Below are 17,724 nucleotides of genomic sequence, written 5' to 3'. Positions count from 1 at the left end.
GATATTCTTACGCATTTACATCGATAAAACGGGTATCACACTTAATAATGCGATTTGATTGCTCGCTTTCCCGTGTGATTATTACTATCTTAATAAGCACGATATTATTTCTTTATATTTAGATTTTGTTAATCATTACCATGGCAAAGCATACTAATTTAAAATGCCTCGTAATGCATGATTTTTCTCAAAAAAATAAATAAATCATGTTAAGCTAAAAATAATAAATAAGGAATACAACATGAATTTTAGTGAACTTAATCTCGTTTATTCAACAGATTTGGGTAAAATAAAAAAAGAAAAAGAAAAAGAAGTCGCCCCTAAAAGCGATGGTATTGTCCGTTTACATCGACAAAGCAAAGGTAGGAAAGGTAAAGGCGTTATCTTAATAAAAGGCTTACAACTTGATGTGGCAGATCTAAAGTTACTCGCAAAAGAGATTAAAAAACGCTGTGCAACCGGAGGCGCTATAAAAGACTTTGTGATTGAGATTCAAGGAGACGATCGCGAACTGATACAACAGCTCCTAGAAAAAAAGGGTTACAAAGTTAAGTTTTCGGGAGGATAACATGCGCAAACAGTCACAACACAGTGGCCTCTCCATTAACAAAAGGGGCGTGCTGATATTACTCAAAGTAAATATTTTGACTCTCTAATATCTCTGTTGAGTCACCTTTTATCGTATGCGCTTCATTTGCCCATTCACCTAAATCGATTAATTGGCAACGTTTACTACAAAAAGGCCTATGTTTACTGCTTTCTACCCAATTAACATCTTTTTTACACGTTGGACATTTTACTTTCATTTTTATTTCCTAACAACATATCTGTTTAAATGTAATACAATCAGCGAGCTTACTTTCTATCTCTGCACTCATAAAACGAATCGAATAACGATCTTTATGTCCACTTATCATGGGATAAACAGCGTCTCCTTTGTGTATTTCAATGATTAAAAACCCACAGTTTTCAATCTGTTGTTGGTAAAACCCATTCAACGCAGTCTGTTCGGAACTTTGTCCTTGCGAACGCTTCATTTTTAAAAACAAACTCAGGGCTTTATCTAAAAAAGTAAAATGCCCCATCCAATATTGTATATCTTTTTGACGCTTCTCTAACGTGCTATTACACCAAAAGTGATATTGGGGTAGATCAAAGTTACACATACCCGCTGGAATTGAAAAACGTTGCTTTAATGAAGTTAAAAAACGATTAGTTTTAAAAAAACGAAATTGTTTCGGCATCAACGCAACACCTTTCATTAACTCATCAACGTCGGCTAACAAATTCTTAACTGCATCGTGATCAACATCATCCACTTTTAACCAATTTTGCATTTCATCCATTAATATACGTAGATCTTTAACTAAGTCATAGCGTATATCACAACGCTCTGTCATGTCCAACAAATCAAAAAAACATTTAAAGAAGGCGATTGAATCGTTTTTATTTTCAATTTTCAAACTTTCTTCGATTTGTGAAAAAAGAAATTCAAAACGCAAGTAACTGCGATATTTCTCATTAAGAGGATATTCAAAAGTGATCATATTTTCTTTTTAACTCTAACTTAAACAGATCTAAATCGTACAGTAAAAAAGCATAAATTTAAATGCTAAACGATCTAAATTTATGATCTAATTTTGCAACCTCTTTTTTTAAGGTAGATAAACTTACGGCGCTGTTCTCTATAATAAAATCAGCACGAGATAAACGCTCTTCGCGCCCCATTTGACTCGCAATGATTGACTTAATCGTCATAACATCTGTTTTATCCCGAAGACATACTCGATGTAATTGTATTTTTTCATCAATATCAACCACCACACAATGATCACAAAAAACATCAAGATTATTTTCAAACAACAACGGAGCCTCAAAAATAACATAATCACCACTCGCTTTATCTAATTGCATCAACATTTCAGCACGAATCAAAGGATGCAACAAACTATTTAAATATTGTTTTTTTTGTTCGTCAGAAAATATAATACGTCTTAATAAAGCTCTATTTAAATGCCCATTTTTTAAAATTTCACTGCCAAAATAAGCTGTAATATCAGCAAGTACCGGTTGCCCTTTTTGCACCACCATCCTCGCCACAATGTCCGCATCAATGATGACAACATGATGAGCTGAAAATAATTTTGCTATTGTTGATTTACCACTACCAACGCCTCCTGTTAACCCTATAATGACCGTCATTACATTCTCCTCATTTATTCTTCTATTTTATAGTGAGATCATTGCTATTTATAACCTATTAAGGTTATATTTGCATTTTTAGTTATTGATGGGAAAAATATGCGTGAACAAGAGATAGCAGAAAGCGTAAAACGAGCATTAGATGAAGATTTAAAAGGTTCCTCTGGTGTAGAAGGTGATATTACAGCGCTCCTTATTCCAGAAAACAAACAAGCGAAAGCCGTTGTGATCACCCGTGACAATGCAGTATTTTGTGGTAAAGCATGGACGATTGAAGTTTTCAAACAACTCGGGAATAATGTAAAGATCACTTGGCACGTTAAAGATGGTGATTTTGTACAAGCTAATAGCCCTCTTTTCACCTTACAAGGCGTCGCACGTTCAATGCTTACCGGAGAGCGCACAGCTCTAAACTTTATTCAAACATTATCCGGAATAGCAACACAAGTTAAAACTCATATCGATTTGATTGCCAGTACAAAGTGTAAGTTACTTGATACACGTAAAACTTTACCAGGTTTACGCAACGCCTCTAAATATGCGGTTTTATGTGGGGGTGGACATAACCACCGCATTGGCCTTTTTGATGCTTATCTTATCAAAGAAAATCATATTTTAGCCTGTGGTGGCATCCAAAAAGCAGTACAAATGGCGAACACTCAGCACCCAGAACTTTGGGTGGAAGTGGAAGTAGAAACGCTAAATGAACTACAACAGGCTTTAGATGCGGGTGCACAAAGAGTAATGCTCGATAATTTCAGTATTTCTATGATGCATGAAGCGGTCACATTAAATAAAACTCATCCGCAACGAGCAGATCTTGAAGTATCAGGTAACGTCAACCTAGACACTATTCTCGGCTTTGCTCAAACAGGGGTCGATTATATTTCAGTCGGCGCTCTAACCAAGCATATCCATGCAATTGATCTTTCAATGCGCTTTATCGATGATGCACCTTAATTGAAAACCTGCCTCCCTGAGGCAGGCTTTCACTTTAATGCACTTGTTTTTTATGCTAGATACAAATATTTAACTGCTTAGTATTAGCCGTTTTGACATAGCTTTTTAACAATTGTTTTATTTCCCTTTGGAAAATCATATTCGTTTAATGCACTCAGACTCACCCAACGCAGTACTTGACCCTCACAAGATGATGCCTCGCCCTTATATTTTTCTACTAAATAAAAATATAAGTGAAGCTGTCTATCCGAATAATCAAAACACACGTAATCAAATAAAATATACTTTAACGCTTGTAAGCCAACTTCTTCTTTTAACTCCCTACACATCGCCTCCGCTGTCGTTTCACCTTGCTCAACTTTCCCTCCAGGAAACTCCCATTTACCGCCTTGATGTGATTTTAGCGCCCGTAAACTCAATAAATATTCAGATTTTTCATTTTTTACGATCGCAATACTAATTTCTATTTTTTTCATATTTAATTTACACAAAAAAAATGACTCGCAAAGAGTCATTTTATTAATAATAAGAAAATTTAACTTAATTTCCCATGACATTGTTTGTATTTTTTACCTGAGCCACATGGACAATGCTCATTGCGCCCTACTTTTCGTTCTGCTCGAACAAAGGGGTCTTGCCCATGCTCATCTGAAGGTGCATCAATAGGACTCTTGACATCTCCATGGTGCATTTCAAGTTTAGCATTCGCCTGTGCTAAACGACGTTGCTCGGCAATCGCATCCACTTCATCTTGACTTTGAACTTGCACTTTAGACAATATTCCTACAACGTCATGTTTTAAATTTTCTAACATTTCGATAAACATTTCAAAGGATTCACGTTTATATTCTTGTTTAGGATCTTTTTGTGCATAACCCCGTAAATGAATCCCTTGACGTAGATGATCCATAGCAGATAAATGCTCTTTCCAAAGAGTATCAATCGTTTGCAACATCACCGACTTTTCAAAATTATTTAATACTTGCACACCTACTTGTTCTTTTTTAGCTTTATAAGCATCGGTTGCAAACGTTAAAATCTTTTCTCTAATCGATTCTTCAGGTAAGTTAGGATCATCTTTTAACCAACGTTGAATCGGAAGATCAACTAAAAACTCCGTTTTTAAACGACGCTCAAGTCCGGCTAAGTCCCACTGCTCCGTTAATGACATCGGCGCGATATATTCTTCGATACAACGATTAAAAACATCATCCCAAATTCGCTCGATAGTGTCATTGATTTCATCACTGTCCATAACACCGTTACGTTGTTGATAAACCACTTTACGCTGATCATTAGCAACATCATCAAAGTCCAGTAGAGATTTACGCATATCAAAGTTACGCCCTTCAACTTTGCGCTGTGCATTTTCAATTGCACGTGTTACCCATTTATGTTCAATGGCTTCTCCATCTTCCATACCTAATTTTTTCATCATATTAGATACTTTTTCTGATGCAAAAATACGCATCAGAGGATCTTCCATTGATAAGTAAAAACGACTTTCACCCGCATCACCTTGTCGACCAGAACGCCCTCGAAGTTGATTATCAATACGTCGAGATTCATGACGCTCCGTGCCGATAATATATAAGCCACCGACTTCGATAACTTTATCATGATCGGCTTTCCAAGCCTGTTTTTCGGCTTCGATTTCACTTTCTGAACAATCACCTAGCTTCGCAATACGTACGTCTAAATTTCCGCCCAAAACGATATCTGTTCCACGTCCGGCCATATTTGTTGCAATAGTAACAGAGCCTAACGCACCAGCTTGAGCAACAATATCGGCTTCTTTTTCATGGAATTTCGCATTTAAAACGCTATGTTTAATCCCCGACTTTTTCATTAATTGTGACAACAACTCTGAATTTTCTATTGATACCGTACCTACCAAAACCGGTTGACGTTTTGCAATACGACTTTTAATATCCGTTACAATTGCTGAATACTTTTCAGTTTCTGTTAGATACACCAGATCGCCACCATCAATACGCGTCATAGGTTTATTGGTCGGAATAACAATAGTTTCTAATCCATATATAGACTGAAATTCAAAAGCTTCCGTATCGGCTGTACCAGTCATACCCGACAACTTTTCATATAACCTGAAAAAGTTTTGGAATGTAATAGACGCTAATGTTTGATTTTCATTTTGAATTTTAACATTTTCTTTGGCTTCAATCGCTTGATGCAAGCCTTCTGACCAGCGACGCCCCGGCATAGTTCGCCCAGTATGCTCATCAACAATAACCACTTCATTTTGTTCATCAACAATATATTCAACGTCTCTTTCAAATAAAGTATGTGCCCGTAATGCGGCATTCACGTGATGTAATAGCGTAATACTTGAGGCTGCATATAATGATTGATTCTCATCCAACAAACCTCTTTCGTGCAATATGTTTTCTACTTTTTCCTGACCACGTTCCGTCAATAAAACTTGCTTGTTTTTTTCATCGATAGTGTAGTCGCCCTTACCAATATATTCTTCAGTGTCTTCTTTTTCTTGTAATATTAAAAGAGGGATCACTGTATTTAACTTAGTATACAAGCTCGAGTCACCATCTGTAGGACCAGATATAATCAGAGGTGTACGTGCTTCATCGATTAAAATAGAATCAACTTCATCAAGGATTGCATAATGCAAAGGTCGCATAACACGTTGTGATGCATCAAAGGCCATATTATCCCGTAAGTAATCAAAACCAAATTCATTATTGGTCCCGTAAGTAATATCTGCCGCATAGGCTTCTTTTTTTTCTTCTGACTGCATGCCTGACAAATTAATACCGACACTTAACCCTAAAAATTCATATAACTTAGCATTCCAAAGTGCATCACGCTTTGCCAAATAATCGTTCACGGTAATAACATGAACACCTTTACCCGATAAAGCATTCAAATAGGCAGCCAATGTTGCAGTTAATGTTTTACCCTCACCCGTACGCATTTCTGCTATTTTATTTTCATTTAAAACCATACCACCAATTAATTGCACATCAAAATGACGCATGGAAAAAACACGTTCCGATGCACTACGCACTACGGCAAAAGCTTCAACTAAAAGGCTATCTATACTTTCACCCGACGCAAGGCGCTCTTTAAATTCAACGGTTTTATTCTTTAACTGAGTATCCGTTAATGCCTTCATTTGAGGCTCTATATTATTTATTTCAGTAACGACTTTACGTAGTTTTTTTAAGTAACGGTCATTACGACTGCCGATTATTTTTGTTAGTAACTGTGTGATCATTGTATTTATCTCATCGTGTAAAAATATATAAAATCTTATCTATCAAATGTTCTTGCATGAATATTACGCCGCAAGCAACTCTCTCGAATTTAAATGCTGTAATTGATCTTGAAGTAGACTGATTTTTTTACTTAAACGTTGTAACTTTTCTTCTGTATGTACTTTAATTGAGCGCAGATAAGTATCTTTTTCTGCTTCTTTTTTAAGAGGAGCATTCACTTTAAAAGCATCAAATTGATCTTGACAATGATCTTGAATAAGCCAAATCGTTGCCATCACGAATGCGCCAAAAAAAACGCCAACGAGTAAAAACTTATGCTTTGTTAAAGAAAACAATAGATCTGTTTTCTCTCTTGAATAGATAACCGTTATACTCATAGTTCTTTTTCACTATAGATAAAAATAAATGACCAGAATCTGTCAGCCTAAACCCATCTTTTCTCTATTGGAAAAAAACAGCTTACAACATGATGCATCACTCATGACTCAGCTTAACATTCTACTACAACATCACTTAAAACAACATAAGATAGACGGTTGTCGTATAGGAAAATTGAAAAATGGGAGCTTGCTTATAGAAATGCCCTCGGCACTATGGCAACAACGCTTGCAATTTATACGTAATGAACTCCTTAGTGCATTACGTATACAGTATCCAGCATTAGTCAGTATTAAATTTCGTATTAATCCAACACTCAACATTGCAAGAAAAACAAAGAAACGCCCACTGCATAAGAAAATAAAACCCGCAGCAAGAATGCCGCTCGATGTTGCCGATTCTTTTTTAGCTTTAGCAGAAAATGCAGAGCCTGGATTAAAGAGGGCGTTACAGTCTTTAGCTAAATATACAAAAAAAGAATAAAAAAAACCCGCTAACATAAAAGTTAACGGGTTTTTTTTCTAAAATGAAAAGGCAGGTTCAATATAATGTACGGGTGATTCGGCCACTTCGTCTTCAAAAGTAACCATTTCCCATGCATCTTCATCTGCAAGTAAGGCGCACAGTAATTTATTATTTAAGGCATGCCCTGTTTTAAATGCTTTTAAATGCCCTAAGATTGTATGTCCAGATAAATATAAATCACCAATTGCATCTAATACTTTATGTTTAACAAATTCATCTTCATAACGTAAACCTTCTGGGTTTAGCACTCTGAACTCATCTAAACCAATCGCATTATCAAGGCTTGCTCCCAATGCGAGATTATTAGCCTGCAACTGCTCAATACCTTTCATAAAACCAAAGGTTCTTGCTCTACTTATCTCTTTGACAAACCATTCACCTGAAAATTGAGATTTAATATGTTGATTCTGCCCTTCGAACACGGGATGATCAAAATCAATTTTAAAGTCTAAACTAAAGCCATGCTTTGATGGCTGTAATTCTGCAAACTTACCTTCTTTTTCATCTTCAACACGAATTGTTTTCTTGACTCGTATGAATTTTTTGGGCGTATTAAGCTCTGCAATACCCGCTGCTTGTAATAAGAAAATAAAAGGACTAGCGCTACCATCCATCACCGGAATTTCTGGCGCATCAACATCAATAATAATATTATCAATACCTAATCCAGCAAGCGCAGCAGAAAGATGCTCAATGGTTGATATTTTCTGACCTTGGTCATTAACTAAACAGGTACATAATAAAGTCTCTTGCACCGCTTGAGCATGCGCTTTAAACGTAACAATGGGATCAAGATCAATACGACGGTAAACGATACCCGTATTCGCACTAGCAGGGTGTAACTCAATCGTTACTTTTTTACCTGAATGTAAACCGATACCGGTTGATTTAACACTTTTTTTTAATGTTCTTTGTTTGATCATTGTTTAACCTCCCATTTACTACTTTAAACACGCACAGTATATCAGTTTGCGACTAATATCACAAATCAGAGATTTATGATTTCACATCTAATACAATATAAATTCCACATATATATCCGTATATACGCAAAAATTTACATCTATTTAGTCACCAAATATAAATACATTAATCAGCTTGTTTACGCAAAAAAGCAGGAATATCTAAATAACTACCTTCGGGCTTTTTAATGTTTTCAGCGATACTATCATCAGATTTCACCGTTTTTTCAACAGACGGTTTTACCGTGTTGATGTTGTCTTCTGTAATTTTATTCTCCAACGGGCTTATCACTGGCATCAATTTTACAGGAGTAACTTCCGAACGACGCAAACCTAAACCAGTAACAATTACCGTCACATGTAATTCTGCATTATCAATACTTGGATCAACAGTAACACCGATAATAATTTGTGAGTCATCGGATGCAAATTCACGCAAGGCATCACCCACCGTTTCATATTCATCCCAGGTAAAATCCATACCCGCAACAATATGTACTAACACACCACGTGCATTGGATAAGTCAACGTCTTCTAGCAGTGGGCATGCTATTGCTTGTTCAACCGCATCTTCAGCTCGCTCTTCACCCGTTGCGATGCCTATTCCCATGACGGCCGTTGTACCCGCTTCCGTCATAACTGTACGTACATCTGCAAAATCGATATTAATTTGACTATCTTCGTTATTAATGATGGCAGAAAATCCAGAAACCGCATCATACAGCACACCATTAGCGGCCTCTAATGCACCTAAGAAACTCACGCCCTTAGGTAATGATTTTTGTAATTTATCATTCGGAATAATAAGAAGAGAATCAATATGTTCAGAAAGGCGTGCAATACCTTGATCGGCATAATTAATACGTTTTTTCCCTTCAAAAAATGAGGGTTTAGAAACAACACCAATAGTAAGCGCGCCCAATTCATTGGCTATTTCAGCGACAACTGGCGACGCTCCTGTACCGGTTCCTCCACCCATACCCGCAGCAATAAACACAACATCAGCGCCTTCAAGTAACGCGCGGATTTTATCTTTATCTTCAAGTGCCGATTTGTAACCAATCTCAGGATTCGCCCCAGCACCTAATCCATGTGTGATGCTCGCACCTATTTGTAACCGAATATCCGCTTTAGATGAACGTAATGCTTGTGCATCCGTATTCAACGCGATAAATTCAGCACCTTTTAATCCTTGCGCTATCATATGATTGATTGCATTTCCGCCACCACCACCTACACCGACCACTTTAATGACGGCTTGCTCTCTATGCTCTTCATCTACTATTTCAAACATTTGCTCTTTTTCCACTGTATTTAAATCATCAGACATTATGTATACCACCTTTGATAGACAAATATATCACTAAATTTTTATTAAAATTCTTTTTTTAAATTTTTATTAAAATTCTTTTTTTATCATAATTTTAAATTTATTAAACATTTGCATAAAACGATTTTCTTGAAATCCGTCTTGTATCTCAGAAAGTGCATCATTTTTATAACGTAATAAGCCTAATGCTGTTGAATAAGCAGGAGACTCTACCTTATCTGTTAAGCCTTGTATATTTTGTGCTCTCCCGATTCGAATCTGCATATTATCAAAAACAGTTTCAGCCACACTCACTAAACCTTCAATTTGCGCAGCGCCTCCCGTTATCACAACTCCAGCGGCAAGCTGACGTTGTAAACCTTTACTTAAAAAGCTACTTTCTAATTTATACAACTCTTTTTTCACTAAACCAAGCAATTCACTATAACGGGGTTCAATGACCGCCAGCAGATCTTTACGTGGGATCTGTTTCGTCGCACGTCCTCCAACCCCCGGTAATTCAATAAGCTCCCCTAAACAATTATTATCTAGCACTAAACATCCATGTTTGATTTTTACTTTTTCGGCAGATGGTAATGGTGAGCTAAATGCAATCGCAATATCACTCGTAACAGAGTTTCCAGCATAATCTATAACAACACTATGCTGTAATGCTCCACTAATATAAACAGATATGTCCATTGTGCCACTGCCCATATCTACCACACACACACCCAAATCTTTTTCATCGTCACTTAATATAGCGCAACTCGATGCCACCCCCGAAAAGGTTAGTTGATCGATGCTTAATCCACAGCGCTCTACTGCTTTTTCTAAATTTTTAACCAGATCATTATGACAAATAATCAGATGTACATCAGCTTTTAATTTTACGCCAGAAAGGCCAATGGGATTATGGATCCCCACTTGAGAATCTATGGCGTAACTTTGTGGGATAACATGCAATAAACGCTGATCTTCACGGATTTTTATCGAACGCGCATTATGTAATACACTTTCAACATCATAAGCACTAACTTCATGATCTTCAATTACCCAAGTACCAGAAACATTAAGAGATGTGATATGCGAACCTGAAATCGATAAATTAATCGATGTCACTTTACAATCAGCCATTTCTTCCGCTTCTGCTAGTGCCTGATAAATGGCCAACACGACAGAGTCTAAATCGGTTACAGCACCTTTATCCACTCCCTTTACAGGGGATTCACCAACGCCAACAATATTAATGTTACCGTTATCAAGACGCTCTCCAATGATCAACACTATTTTATTGCTACCAATATCAAGGCCGACGGTATAACTACTTTCCATATCTAACGCTCACTTTTCATTCTGTTTCCAGCCAATAGCAAAACCAGTATCGTAACGAAAATCGATATAATCAATTTTATCTGTATCATACTTTTTCCCTAATAATGGAAAAACGTTTAAAAAACTCTGAATACGATCTAACTTTTGCTCTTGTCCTAAATTTAATTTAAAACCATTTTTAAGTACGACCTGCGTCGCTTGACGTACATCACTAGTTAGTGATGCTATTTCAAAATGATCTGTTTTTAATAATTTATTTACTTTTCTATATGTTATCAACACATCATTCGAATATTTATCTTCCCCATAAAGAGAAACATATTCACCGCCTAAGTTCTCCGGTGATGCATACACTATTTCACCAAACCGATTAAGTAAATCGTGATCATTCCAAATAGCGACAATGGATTGCTCTACTATATGAATTTTTATCGTTGTCGGCCAACTCTTACGAATTGATGCAGAATAGACCCAGGGTAATGCTTCAACCTCACTCTGTATTTTTGATATTTCAAGCGTAAAAAAATTTAACCGGCTTTTCTGACTAATCAATATATTGCGCACATCTTGTAATGAAATGTGCTTTTGTTCTCCGGTTAAAATCAACTCAGTCATGGGTAACGATCGCTCATCCGTTAACCATGTTTTAAGTTTGAAATAACTGCTTCCTATTAGATAAATAAGGCCTATAAAAAAAACTAAACTAAGCACCTTAGGAACATTTACTTTTTTTATCTTCTGCGCAATAAACGACATTAATAACATAGACAATTATTAAGCCAACGTTTGCATTAATATTTTTAACACTAATTGCTCAAAACTGTATCCTGCTTGTTTAGCAGCTTTAGGCACTAAGCTTGTCTCTGTCATTCCAGGTACCGTATTAATTTCTAATAAAAACCACTGTTTATTCATATCCCGCATAAAATCAACACGTCCCCACCCTTGACAACCAATCGAGACAAAAGCATCTTCTGCTAATGCATTAAGCGTTTTCATTTCTTGCTTATCTAAGCCGCAAGGACAAAAATAACGCGTATTGGTTGATTGGTATTTTGCGTTATAATCATAAAAATCATTATCTGTGGACATTTTTATCGCGGGTAATGCATGCCCATCGAGCATCGAAACGGTATATTCTTCACCCTCAATCCACGTTTCAAGTAATACCTTACTATCAAATTTAAATGCATCTAATAATGCTTTATTTAAATCGTCCGCATTATCGACTTTCGCCATTCCAATACTTGAACCTTCATTTACAGGTTTAACCATGACAGTATGCGATAAGTCCATCAATATGTTTTTTGCTTGCTTTGCATTATAGTCGTTTTTGGTAACTATTTTATATTTAGCGGTCGGTAACCCTGCACTTTTCCAAATTTGTTTACTCATTGATTTATCCATTGTGATAGCAGAGCTTAAAACGTTACTACCCGTAAAAGGAATTTTCAAATAAGTTAACAAACCTTGAATCGTACCATCTTCACCGCCACGTCCATGTAACACTATAAATGCGCGATCAAAGCCTTGTGCTTTTAATTGTGCTACATCATATACTTTGGGATCAATACCTTTTGCATCGATACCCTGATTAACTAACGCATCGAGTACCGCTTGCCCTGATCGTAAAGAAACTTCTCGTTCAGCGCTTGTCCCACCAAATAACACCGCAACCTTACCAAAATTTAAGCTCATTATTGTGTACTCTCTTGTTTCATTTTTTCAATGTTTAATTTCAATGCCACTAATGTCTTTACTATAGATCCTATATTGCCAGCACCTTGGGTTAACACAATATCTCCCTCAGTGATAATCTCCGCAAGCGCCGCGGGTAATGCCTCTGGAGATGGCACGAAAATAGGCTCCTTATTACTGTGTACACGAATAGTACGACATAATGAACGACTATCAGCACCTGCAATAGGCATTTCACCCGCACTGTAAACATCGAGTAATAATAATTGATCAACCTGAGCTAAAACATGTGCAAAATCGTCATAAAGGTCACGAGTACGAGTATAACGATGCGGCTGATAAGCCATGACCAACCGTTTTTCAGGCCAGCCTGCACGCACAGCATTAATCGTTGCCTGCACTTCCGTTGGATGATGACCATAATCATCTACCAATAAAACATTACCTCTACCCGTCGAAAATTCACCATATTGCTCAAAACGACGCCCAATACCTTCAAAATTTTCTAATGCTTCAAGAATAAATGTATCATCAATACTTTCTTCCATTGCAACGGCAATAGCCGCAGCTGCATTTAACGCATTATGTTTACCCGGCAAATTAAGCTTAACTTTAAGCACATCTTTATTCACTCGATGCAAGTCAAATTTACAATGTCCACGCAATTGGGAAAAATTAGAAATCCGTATGTCCGCACGCTCATGAAACCCATAAGTCACACACTGACGAGAAAAACGAGGGATCAACTCTTCGACGACACTGTCATCTAAACACACAACGGCAGTACCATAAAAAGGCAAGTTTTGAATAAAGCGCACAAAAGTTTCTTTTAAAACTTCAAAATCCCCTTTATAAGTATCCATATGATCGGCTTCTATATTAGTGACTACAGATATCATCGGCTGCAAATGTAAAAAAGAAGCATCACTCTCATCGGCCTCTGCAATTAAATAACGACTTTGACCTAATTTTGCATTGGTCCCTGCACTGTTCAATAAACCACCGATAACAAAGGTAGGATCAAGTTTTGCCTGACCAAAAATACTTGCAATTAAGCTTGTGGTCGTGGTTTTCCCATGCGTCCCTGATATTGCAATGCCATGTCTGTAACGCATTAATTCTGCTAGCATTTCAGCACGACGCACCACAGGAATTCGCGCTTGTTCTGCACCTAACAATTCAGGATTTTTCGCATCTATGGCGGTCGAAACCACCACCACTGAAGCCCCATAAATATTTTTTTGCTCATGACCAATAAATATTTGCACTCCTAATGCTCGTAATCGACGAACGACAGCATTTTCTGCAATATCTGAACCCGTTATTTTATAGCCTTCATAAGCTAATACTTCAGCAATGCCTCCCATGCCAGCCCCACCGATACCAACAAAATGAATTTGTTTAACGCGACGCATACTAGGGATCGTAGAACGGATTTGTGCAAGATCTATATTTTTCATAATGAGTTATTCTTTTTATTCGTTAGAAGGGTTTCTTCACAGATGATGGCAACCCTCTCGGTTGCATCTATAATCGCATTTTCTTTACTCTTTTTAGACATAACACTCAGTAGTTCTCTATTTTGAATGAATTCCGATAAATAATTACTTAATTTATCTTTGTTAAGATCCTTTTGCGCTAATAATATAGCACCTTCTTTCGTCACTAACGATTGTGCATTTTTTGTTTGATGATCATCAACCGCATATGGCAATGGCACAAAAATAGCAGGTAATCCAACCACCGCGACTTCTGCAACCGTTAGCGCTCCCGCTCGGCAAATAATGACATCAGCCCAATCATAAGCACTGGCCATATCATTAATAAATTCACGTACATCCGCCTTAATACCTTTTTCTTTATAAGCAAGCTGTAGTGCATCAAAATGTCCCTTACCACTTTGATGTAAAATCGACAATTGCTCGGCACTAAAACCCGCGACGACTTCCGGTAATAATTCGTTTAAAACTTTCGCGCCCAAACTACCACCAAGCACCAATATTTTTAATGTGTCTTTTGAATTCGATATTTTTTTTATGGGTAATTGTAAAAGCTCTTTGCGAACAGGGTTACCGACTAATACCGCCTTCTTCGAATCAAATGTACCTGAAAACCCCATTAATATTTTTTTTGAAAATCGAGCCAATATACGATTGGTGAAGCCCGCCACTGCATTTTGTTCATGTAATATCACAGGAATGCCTAAACTCCAAGCTGCAATCCCTCCTGGGCCACTAGCAAACCCTCCCATACCTATGACCAAGTTAACAGAACGCATTTTTAAAATTTTTCGCGCGCTAAAAAAAGACTTTAATATATGCATTGGCGCCATTAATAATGTTTTAAGTCCATTGCCTCTCACTCCGACAACATCGATAAAATCGATGTCGTATCCATATTCGGGTACAAGTTGCGCCTCCATTCGGTTTTTAGTCCCAAGCCAACTTACTTTCCAGCCCTTTTCTCGCATTCTCTGTGCAACTGCAAGTCCCGGAAAAACATGTCCACCAGTACCACCGGCCATCACGAGTAAGGTTTTTTTACACATCTAAGTTAATTTCCTTTTTTTTCGCATCATTTTTTTTGCGCACCGCTTTTTTTTGTACCTCAACATCCTTTTTTTCACTGTTACGTCTTTCAAAATCAATCCGTAACAGTAACCCTATTGCAAGCGCAATTGTTAATAAACTGGAGCCACCATAACTGACTAAGGGTAATGTTAATCCTTTTGTTGGTACCATGCCTGATGCGGCCCCCACATTAACGGCAATTTGGAAAAAGAACCAAATTGCAATTCCTATGGCGACATAACCAGAAAAAATCAAATTATGCTGTAATGCCTTTTTTCCAATAGAAAAAGCCTTATAAACCAGATAAAACTCTAACGCGATGACAATTGTTACACCAATAAAGCCTAATTCTTCAGCCAAAATAGCCATAATAAAATCGGTATGTGCTTCGGGTAAATATTCTAATTTTTGTACTGAATTCCCTAAACCTTCACCAAATATTCCGCCTCGACCAAACGCCATTAATGATTGAGTCAGTTGATAACTACGTCCAAACGGATCAGCCCACGGATCCATAAAACCGAAAACACGCGCCATCCGGTACGGTGATACCAAAATCAAACTCACAATAACCGCTAATAATGAAATCATTATCCCAATAAAAGAAATTAATTTAGCATCTGCAATAAAGAGCATCCCCATCATTATCACCACAATAACAACGGTCGAGCCTAGATCAGGTTGTAATAATAATAGTAATGAAAAAACAGATAAAATAATTAAGGGTTTAATAAAACCTTTAATAGTATCAATAACTTCTTCTTGGCGACGTACTAAATAGCTTGCTAAAAATATAATAATCGCCAATTTAGCAAACTCTGAAGGTTGCACATTAATAGCGCCTAGGCGCAGCCAGCGATGTGCACCGTTGACTTCCGTGCCAAATAAAAAAACAGCGAATAAACCTAAAAAAGCGAGCCCTAATAATAGCATTTGTTTCTCATACCAATGCCGCACGGGTATGCTAACAATAAGGCCTATCGTCATGAAACAAAGTACTACGTACGACAGATGACGCTTTAAAAAATAAAAAGGGTCATTGGAGATATTGATACCTTCTTGAATTGAAGCAGAGGCAACAATTACCATCCCAATCGCCATTAGACACAAAGTAACCACGAGTAATGCTTGGTCATAAGGCCGAGTATCGACTCTCTTTGTTTTAAAACATGCTTTTAGGGTTTCAAAATTCAACATGATGAACGTTACCCAAAGCTTTCACTAATTCTTTAAAATGATCGCCACGTACCATAAAGTTTTTATACATATCTAAGCTTGCACAAGCTGGACTAAATATCACTATATCTCCCGAATTTGACACCTGTGCAGCTAAACGTACTGCACAGGCTAAGTCATTAACACACTGTATACGATCATCAACGGCGGCGATTAACGAGGCGTCTTCACCGAAACAAAAAATACTGCCAGAAATTTCATCAAAAACTTCGCGTAATTCATTGAAGTCTGCGCCTTTGCCCTGCCCACCTAAAATCACGTGAACCTTTCCTAAAATACTCTGCGAGAGCCCAGATAATGCGGCCTGTGTTGCGCCAATATTGGTTCCCTTAGAATCATTTATCCAACGTACTCCCTTTACTTCTTTCACAAATTCACAACGATGCGCTAATCCCGAATAGCGTCTTAAAACGCTTAACATAGCCTCTTGAGTTAAACCTACAGCAGTGCCTAGTCCTAACGCGGCTAATGCATTCATCCAATTATGGCGACCACTAATTTTTAAATGTTTCACATTGAATCGTGTTTGACCATCAATACTAAGAAAGATTTCATTATTTTTTTGTAAAAGCTGAAAATCCGCATTTTCACTACCAAAACTAAGGCTATTTAACCTTGGCAGTAAAGGCTTTGTTTGCATATCATCAGCATTAAATAATGCTTTTTTACATTGCTGATAAATAATATGCTTAGTTTTAATATAATGTGCATAAGAACGATATCTATCTAAGTGATCAGCACTGATATTTAGGATAGTTGCAATATCTGCATTTAATGATGTCGTCGTTTCTAATTGAAAACTAGACAGCTCTAGAATGTAGAGGTCAATCTCTGGCGCTAATAAATCTAAAGCTGGTGTACCTATATTTCCACCAATCGCCACTTTTAATGACGTTGCATTGGCCATTTCACCTAATAAACTCGTTACTGTTGTTTTACCATTTGATCCCGTAATAGTCACTAATTTTGCATGTGCATAACGAGGCTCTTTAAGTGCTCGAGCAAAGAGTTCAATGTCACCAATAATTTCACACCCAGCATCTTTTGCTTGACGCAATGCAGAGTTCGATAAAGCAACGCCAGGACTAACCACCAATAATTTAAAGTTAACTAAGAAAGACGCATTAAGAGGCCCTAAAAACACCTCGACACGCGTATCTAACATATCAATACCGGGAGGATGTTCACGCGAATCAAAAAGAGTTACCTGATAACCCGCATGTAAAAGAAAATTCACACTTGATATGCCACTTTTCCCAGCGCCAATTACTGCAACTTGCTTTTTTAACATA

18 protein-coding genes are annotated in these 17,724 nt (G+C 37.2%); 3 read left to right on the top strand and 15 right to left on the bottom strand.

Annotated elements, in window-relative coordinates; all coding sequences use genetic code 11:
* Positions 1-241: 241 nt before the first annotated feature.
* Complete coding sequence (gene yciH, locus B8W84_RS02260) at positions 242-568, top strand: stress response translation initiation inhibitor YciH (RefSeq protein ID WP_094751713.1); 327 nt, start codon at positions 242-244, stop codon at positions 566-568.
* 58 nt (positions 569-626) lie between these two features.
* Here yciH and yacG read toward each other — a convergent pair whose 3' ends face one another.
* From yacG to coaE, 3 genes are read right to left on the bottom strand one after another with little or no spacing between them, the layout of a single operon-like run.
* Positions 627-806 (bottom strand): DNA gyrase inhibitor YacG, encoded by a 180-nt coding sequence (gene yacG, locus B8W84_RS02255; protein WP_094751712.1) that lies wholly within the window; start codon positions 804-806, stop codon positions 627-629.
* Positions 807-815: 9 nt separating this feature from the next.
* The gene (gene zapD / locus B8W84_RS02250) at positions 816-1,547 is read right to left on the bottom strand and encodes a cell division protein ZapD (protein ID WP_094751711.1); all 732 of its coding nucleotides are present in this window, start codon (positions 1,545-1,547) and stop codon (positions 816-818) included.
* A 58-nt stretch (positions 1,548-1,605) separates the two neighbouring features.
* Positions 1,606-2,202 (bottom strand): dephospho-CoA kinase, encoded by a 597-nt coding sequence (coaE, locus tag B8W84_RS02245; RefSeq protein WP_094751710.1) that lies wholly within the window; start codon positions 2,200-2,202, stop codon positions 1,606-1,608.
* Positions 2,203-2,301: 99 nt separating this feature from the next.
* Here coaE and nadC point away from each other — a divergent pair, with 99 nt between their 5' ends.
* Positions 2,302-3,162 carry a carboxylating nicotinate-nucleotide diphosphorylase gene (gene nadC, locus B8W84_RS02240; protein WP_094751709.1) on the top strand — a complete coding sequence of 287 codons (861 nt, stop codon included), beginning with the start codon at positions 2,302-2,304 and terminating at the stop codon, positions 3,160-3,162.
* An 83-nt stretch (positions 3,163-3,245) separates the two neighbouring features.
* Here nadC and mutT read toward each other — a convergent pair whose 3' ends face one another.
* The 3 genes from mutT to B8W84_RS02225 form a co-directional block, all read right to left on the bottom strand.
* Positions 3,246-3,638 carry an 8-oxo-dGTP diphosphatase MutT gene (mutT, locus tag B8W84_RS02235; RefSeq protein WP_094752719.1) on the bottom strand — a complete coding sequence of 131 codons (393 nt, stop codon included), beginning with the start codon at positions 3,636-3,638 and terminating at the stop codon, positions 3,246-3,248.
* Positions 3,639-3,697: 59 nt separating this feature from the next.
* Positions 3,698-6,418 (bottom strand): preprotein translocase subunit SecA, encoded by a 2,721-nt coding sequence (secA, locus tag B8W84_RS02230; RefSeq protein WP_094751708.1) that lies wholly within the window; start codon positions 6,416-6,418, stop codon positions 3,698-3,700.
* A gap of 63 nt (positions 6,419-6,481) precedes the next feature.
* On the bottom strand, positions 6,482-6,796 hold the full coding sequence (locus B8W84_RS02225) for a hypothetical protein (protein WP_180706017.1): 315 nt from the start codon (positions 6,794-6,796) through the stop codon (positions 6,482-6,484).
* 28 nt (positions 6,797-6,824) lie between these two features.
* On the opposite strand from B8W84_RS02225, the gene B8W84_RS02220 reads away from it, so the two are divergent.
* Entirely contained in the window at positions 6,825-7,280 is a 456-nt protein-coding gene (locus B8W84_RS02220; protein ID WP_094751707.1) for a DciA family protein, read from the top strand.
* A 38-nt stretch (positions 7,281-7,318) separates the two neighbouring features.
* Here B8W84_RS02220 and lpxC read toward each other — a convergent pair whose 3' ends face one another.
* The 9 genes from lpxC to murD all read right to left on the bottom strand — a co-directional run bounded on the left by lpxC (position 7,319) and on the right by murD (position 17,723).
* A complete protein-coding gene (lpxC, locus tag B8W84_RS02215) occupies positions 7,319-8,245 on the bottom strand; it encodes a UDP-3-O-acyl-N-acetylglucosamine deacetylase (RefSeq protein ID WP_094751706.1) in 927 nt (308 codons plus the stop codon).
* 166 nt (positions 8,246-8,411) lie between these two features.
* Positions 8,412-9,614, bottom strand: coding sequence for a cell division protein FtsZ (gene ftsZ / locus B8W84_RS02210; protein WP_094751705.1), 1,203 nt, complete (start codon positions 9,612-9,614; stop codon positions 8,412-8,414).
* A 69-nt stretch (positions 9,615-9,683) separates the two neighbouring features.
* Positions 9,684-10,928: a cell division protein FtsA gene (gene ftsA / locus B8W84_RS02205; protein WP_094751704.1), complete on the bottom strand. Its 1,245-nt coding sequence runs from the start codon at positions 10,926-10,928 to the stop codon at positions 9,684-9,686.
* A 9-nt stretch (positions 10,929-10,937) separates the two neighbouring features.
* Positions 10,938-11,693, bottom strand: coding sequence for a cell division protein FtsQ/DivIB (locus tag B8W84_RS02200; protein WP_257797944.1), 756 nt, complete (start codon positions 11,691-11,693; stop codon positions 10,938-10,940).
* A gap of 9 nt (positions 11,694-11,702) precedes the next feature.
* Positions 11,703-12,626 carry a D-alanine--D-alanine ligase gene (locus tag B8W84_RS02195; protein WP_094751703.1) on the bottom strand — a complete coding sequence of 308 codons (924 nt, stop codon included), beginning with the start codon at positions 12,624-12,626 and terminating at the stop codon, positions 11,703-11,705.
* Positions 12,626-14,089, bottom strand: coding sequence for a UDP-N-acetylmuramate--L-alanine ligase (murC, locus tag B8W84_RS02190; RefSeq protein WP_374220144.1), 1,464 nt, complete (start codon positions 14,087-14,089; stop codon positions 12,626-12,628). Before murC ends, B8W84_RS02195 begins: the two co-directional genes overlap by 1 nt.
* Positions 14,083-15,174, bottom strand: a complete 1,092-nt coding sequence (murG, locus tag B8W84_RS02185; RefSeq protein WP_094751701.1) for an undecaprenyldiphospho-muramoylpentapeptide beta-N-acetylglucosaminyltransferase — start codon at positions 15,172-15,174, stop codon at positions 14,083-14,085. Before murG ends, murC begins: the two co-directional genes overlap by 7 nt.
* Positions 15,167-16,393 (bottom strand): putative lipid II flippase FtsW, encoded by a 1,227-nt coding sequence (gene ftsW, locus B8W84_RS02180; RefSeq protein ID WP_094751700.1) that lies wholly within the window; start codon positions 16,391-16,393, stop codon positions 15,167-15,169. Before ftsW ends, murG begins: the two co-directional genes overlap by 8 nt.
* Positions 16,380-17,723 carry a UDP-N-acetylmuramoyl-L-alanine--D-glutamate ligase gene (gene murD / locus B8W84_RS02175; protein ID WP_094751699.1) on the bottom strand — a complete coding sequence of 448 codons (1,344 nt, stop codon included), beginning with the start codon at positions 17,721-17,723 and terminating at the stop codon, positions 16,380-16,382. The genes ftsW and murD overlap by 14 nt, the downstream gene beginning before the upstream one ends.
* Between the last annotated feature and the right edge of the window lies 1 nt (position 17,724).

It is taken from the genome of Psychromonas sp. CD1, assembly GCF_002239585.1.
Classification (GTDB): domain Bacteria; phylum Pseudomonadota; class Gammaproteobacteria; order Enterobacterales; family Psychromonadaceae; genus Psychromonas.
The sequence above is the reverse complement of the archived record's forward strand: the minus strand, read 5'-3'. Positions and strand labels throughout refer to the sequence as shown.

Bases quoted from the DNA above. Each gene is read 5' to 3' on its own strand.
- yciH (WP_094751713.1), top strand. From the start codon at position 242: ATGAATTTTAGTGAACTTAATCTCGTTTATTCAACAGATTTGGGTAAA.
- yacG (WP_094751712.1), bottom strand. From the start codon at position 806: ATGAAAGTAAAATGTCCAACGTGTAAAAAAGATGTTAATTGGGTAGAA.
- zapD (WP_094751711.1), bottom strand. From the start codon at position 1,547: ATGATCACTTTTGAATATCCTCTTAATGAGAAATATCGCAGTTACTTG.
- coaE (WP_094751710.1), bottom strand. From the start codon at position 2,202: ATGACGGTCATTATAGGGTTAACAGGAGGCGTTGGTAGTGGTAAATCA.
- nadC (WP_094751709.1), top strand. From the start codon at position 2,302: ATGCGTGAACAAGAGATAGCAGAAAGCGTAAAACGAGCATTAGATGAA.
- mutT (WP_094752719.1), bottom strand. From the start codon at position 3,638: ATGAAAAAAATAGAAATTAGTATTGCGATCGTAAAAAATGAAAAATCT.
- secA (WP_094751708.1), bottom strand. From the start codon at position 6,418: ATGATCACACAGTTACTAACAAAAATAATCGGCAGTCGTAATGACCGT.
- B8W84_RS02225 (WP_180706017.1), bottom strand. From the start codon at position 6,796: ATGAGTATAACGGTTATCTATTCAAGAGAGAAAACAGATCTATTGTTT.
- B8W84_RS02220 (WP_094751707.1), top strand. From the start codon at position 6,825: ATGACCAGAATCTGTCAGCCTAAACCCATCTTTTCTCTATTGGAAAAA.
- lpxC (WP_094751706.1), bottom strand. From the start codon at position 8,245: ATGATCAAACAAAGAACATTAAAAAAAAGTGTTAAATCAACCGGTATC.
- ftsZ (WP_094751705.1), bottom strand. From the start codon at position 9,614: ATGTCTGATGATTTAAATACAGTGGAAAAAGAGCAAATGTTTGAAATA.
- ftsA (WP_094751704.1), bottom strand. From the start codon at position 10,928: ATGGAAAGTAGTTATACCGTCGGCCTTGATATTGGTAGCAATAAAATA.
- B8W84_RS02200 (WP_257797944.1), bottom strand. From the start codon at position 11,693: ATGTTATTAATGTCGTTTATTGCGCAGAAGATAAAAAAAGTAAATGTT.
- B8W84_RS02195 (WP_094751703.1), bottom strand. From the start codon at position 12,626: ATGAGCTTAAATTTTGGTAAGGTTGCGGTGTTATTTGGTGGGACAAGC.
- murG (WP_094751701.1), bottom strand. From the start codon at position 15,174: ATGTGTAAAAAAACCTTACTCGTGATGGCCGGTGGTACTGGTGGACAT.
- ftsW (WP_094751700.1), bottom strand. From the start codon at position 16,393: ATGTTGAATTTTGAAACCCTAAAAGCATGTTTTAAAACAAAGAGAGTC.
- murD (WP_094751699.1), bottom strand. From the start codon at position 17,723: ATGTTAAAAAAGCAAGTTGCAGTAATTGGCGCTGGGAAAAGTGGCATA.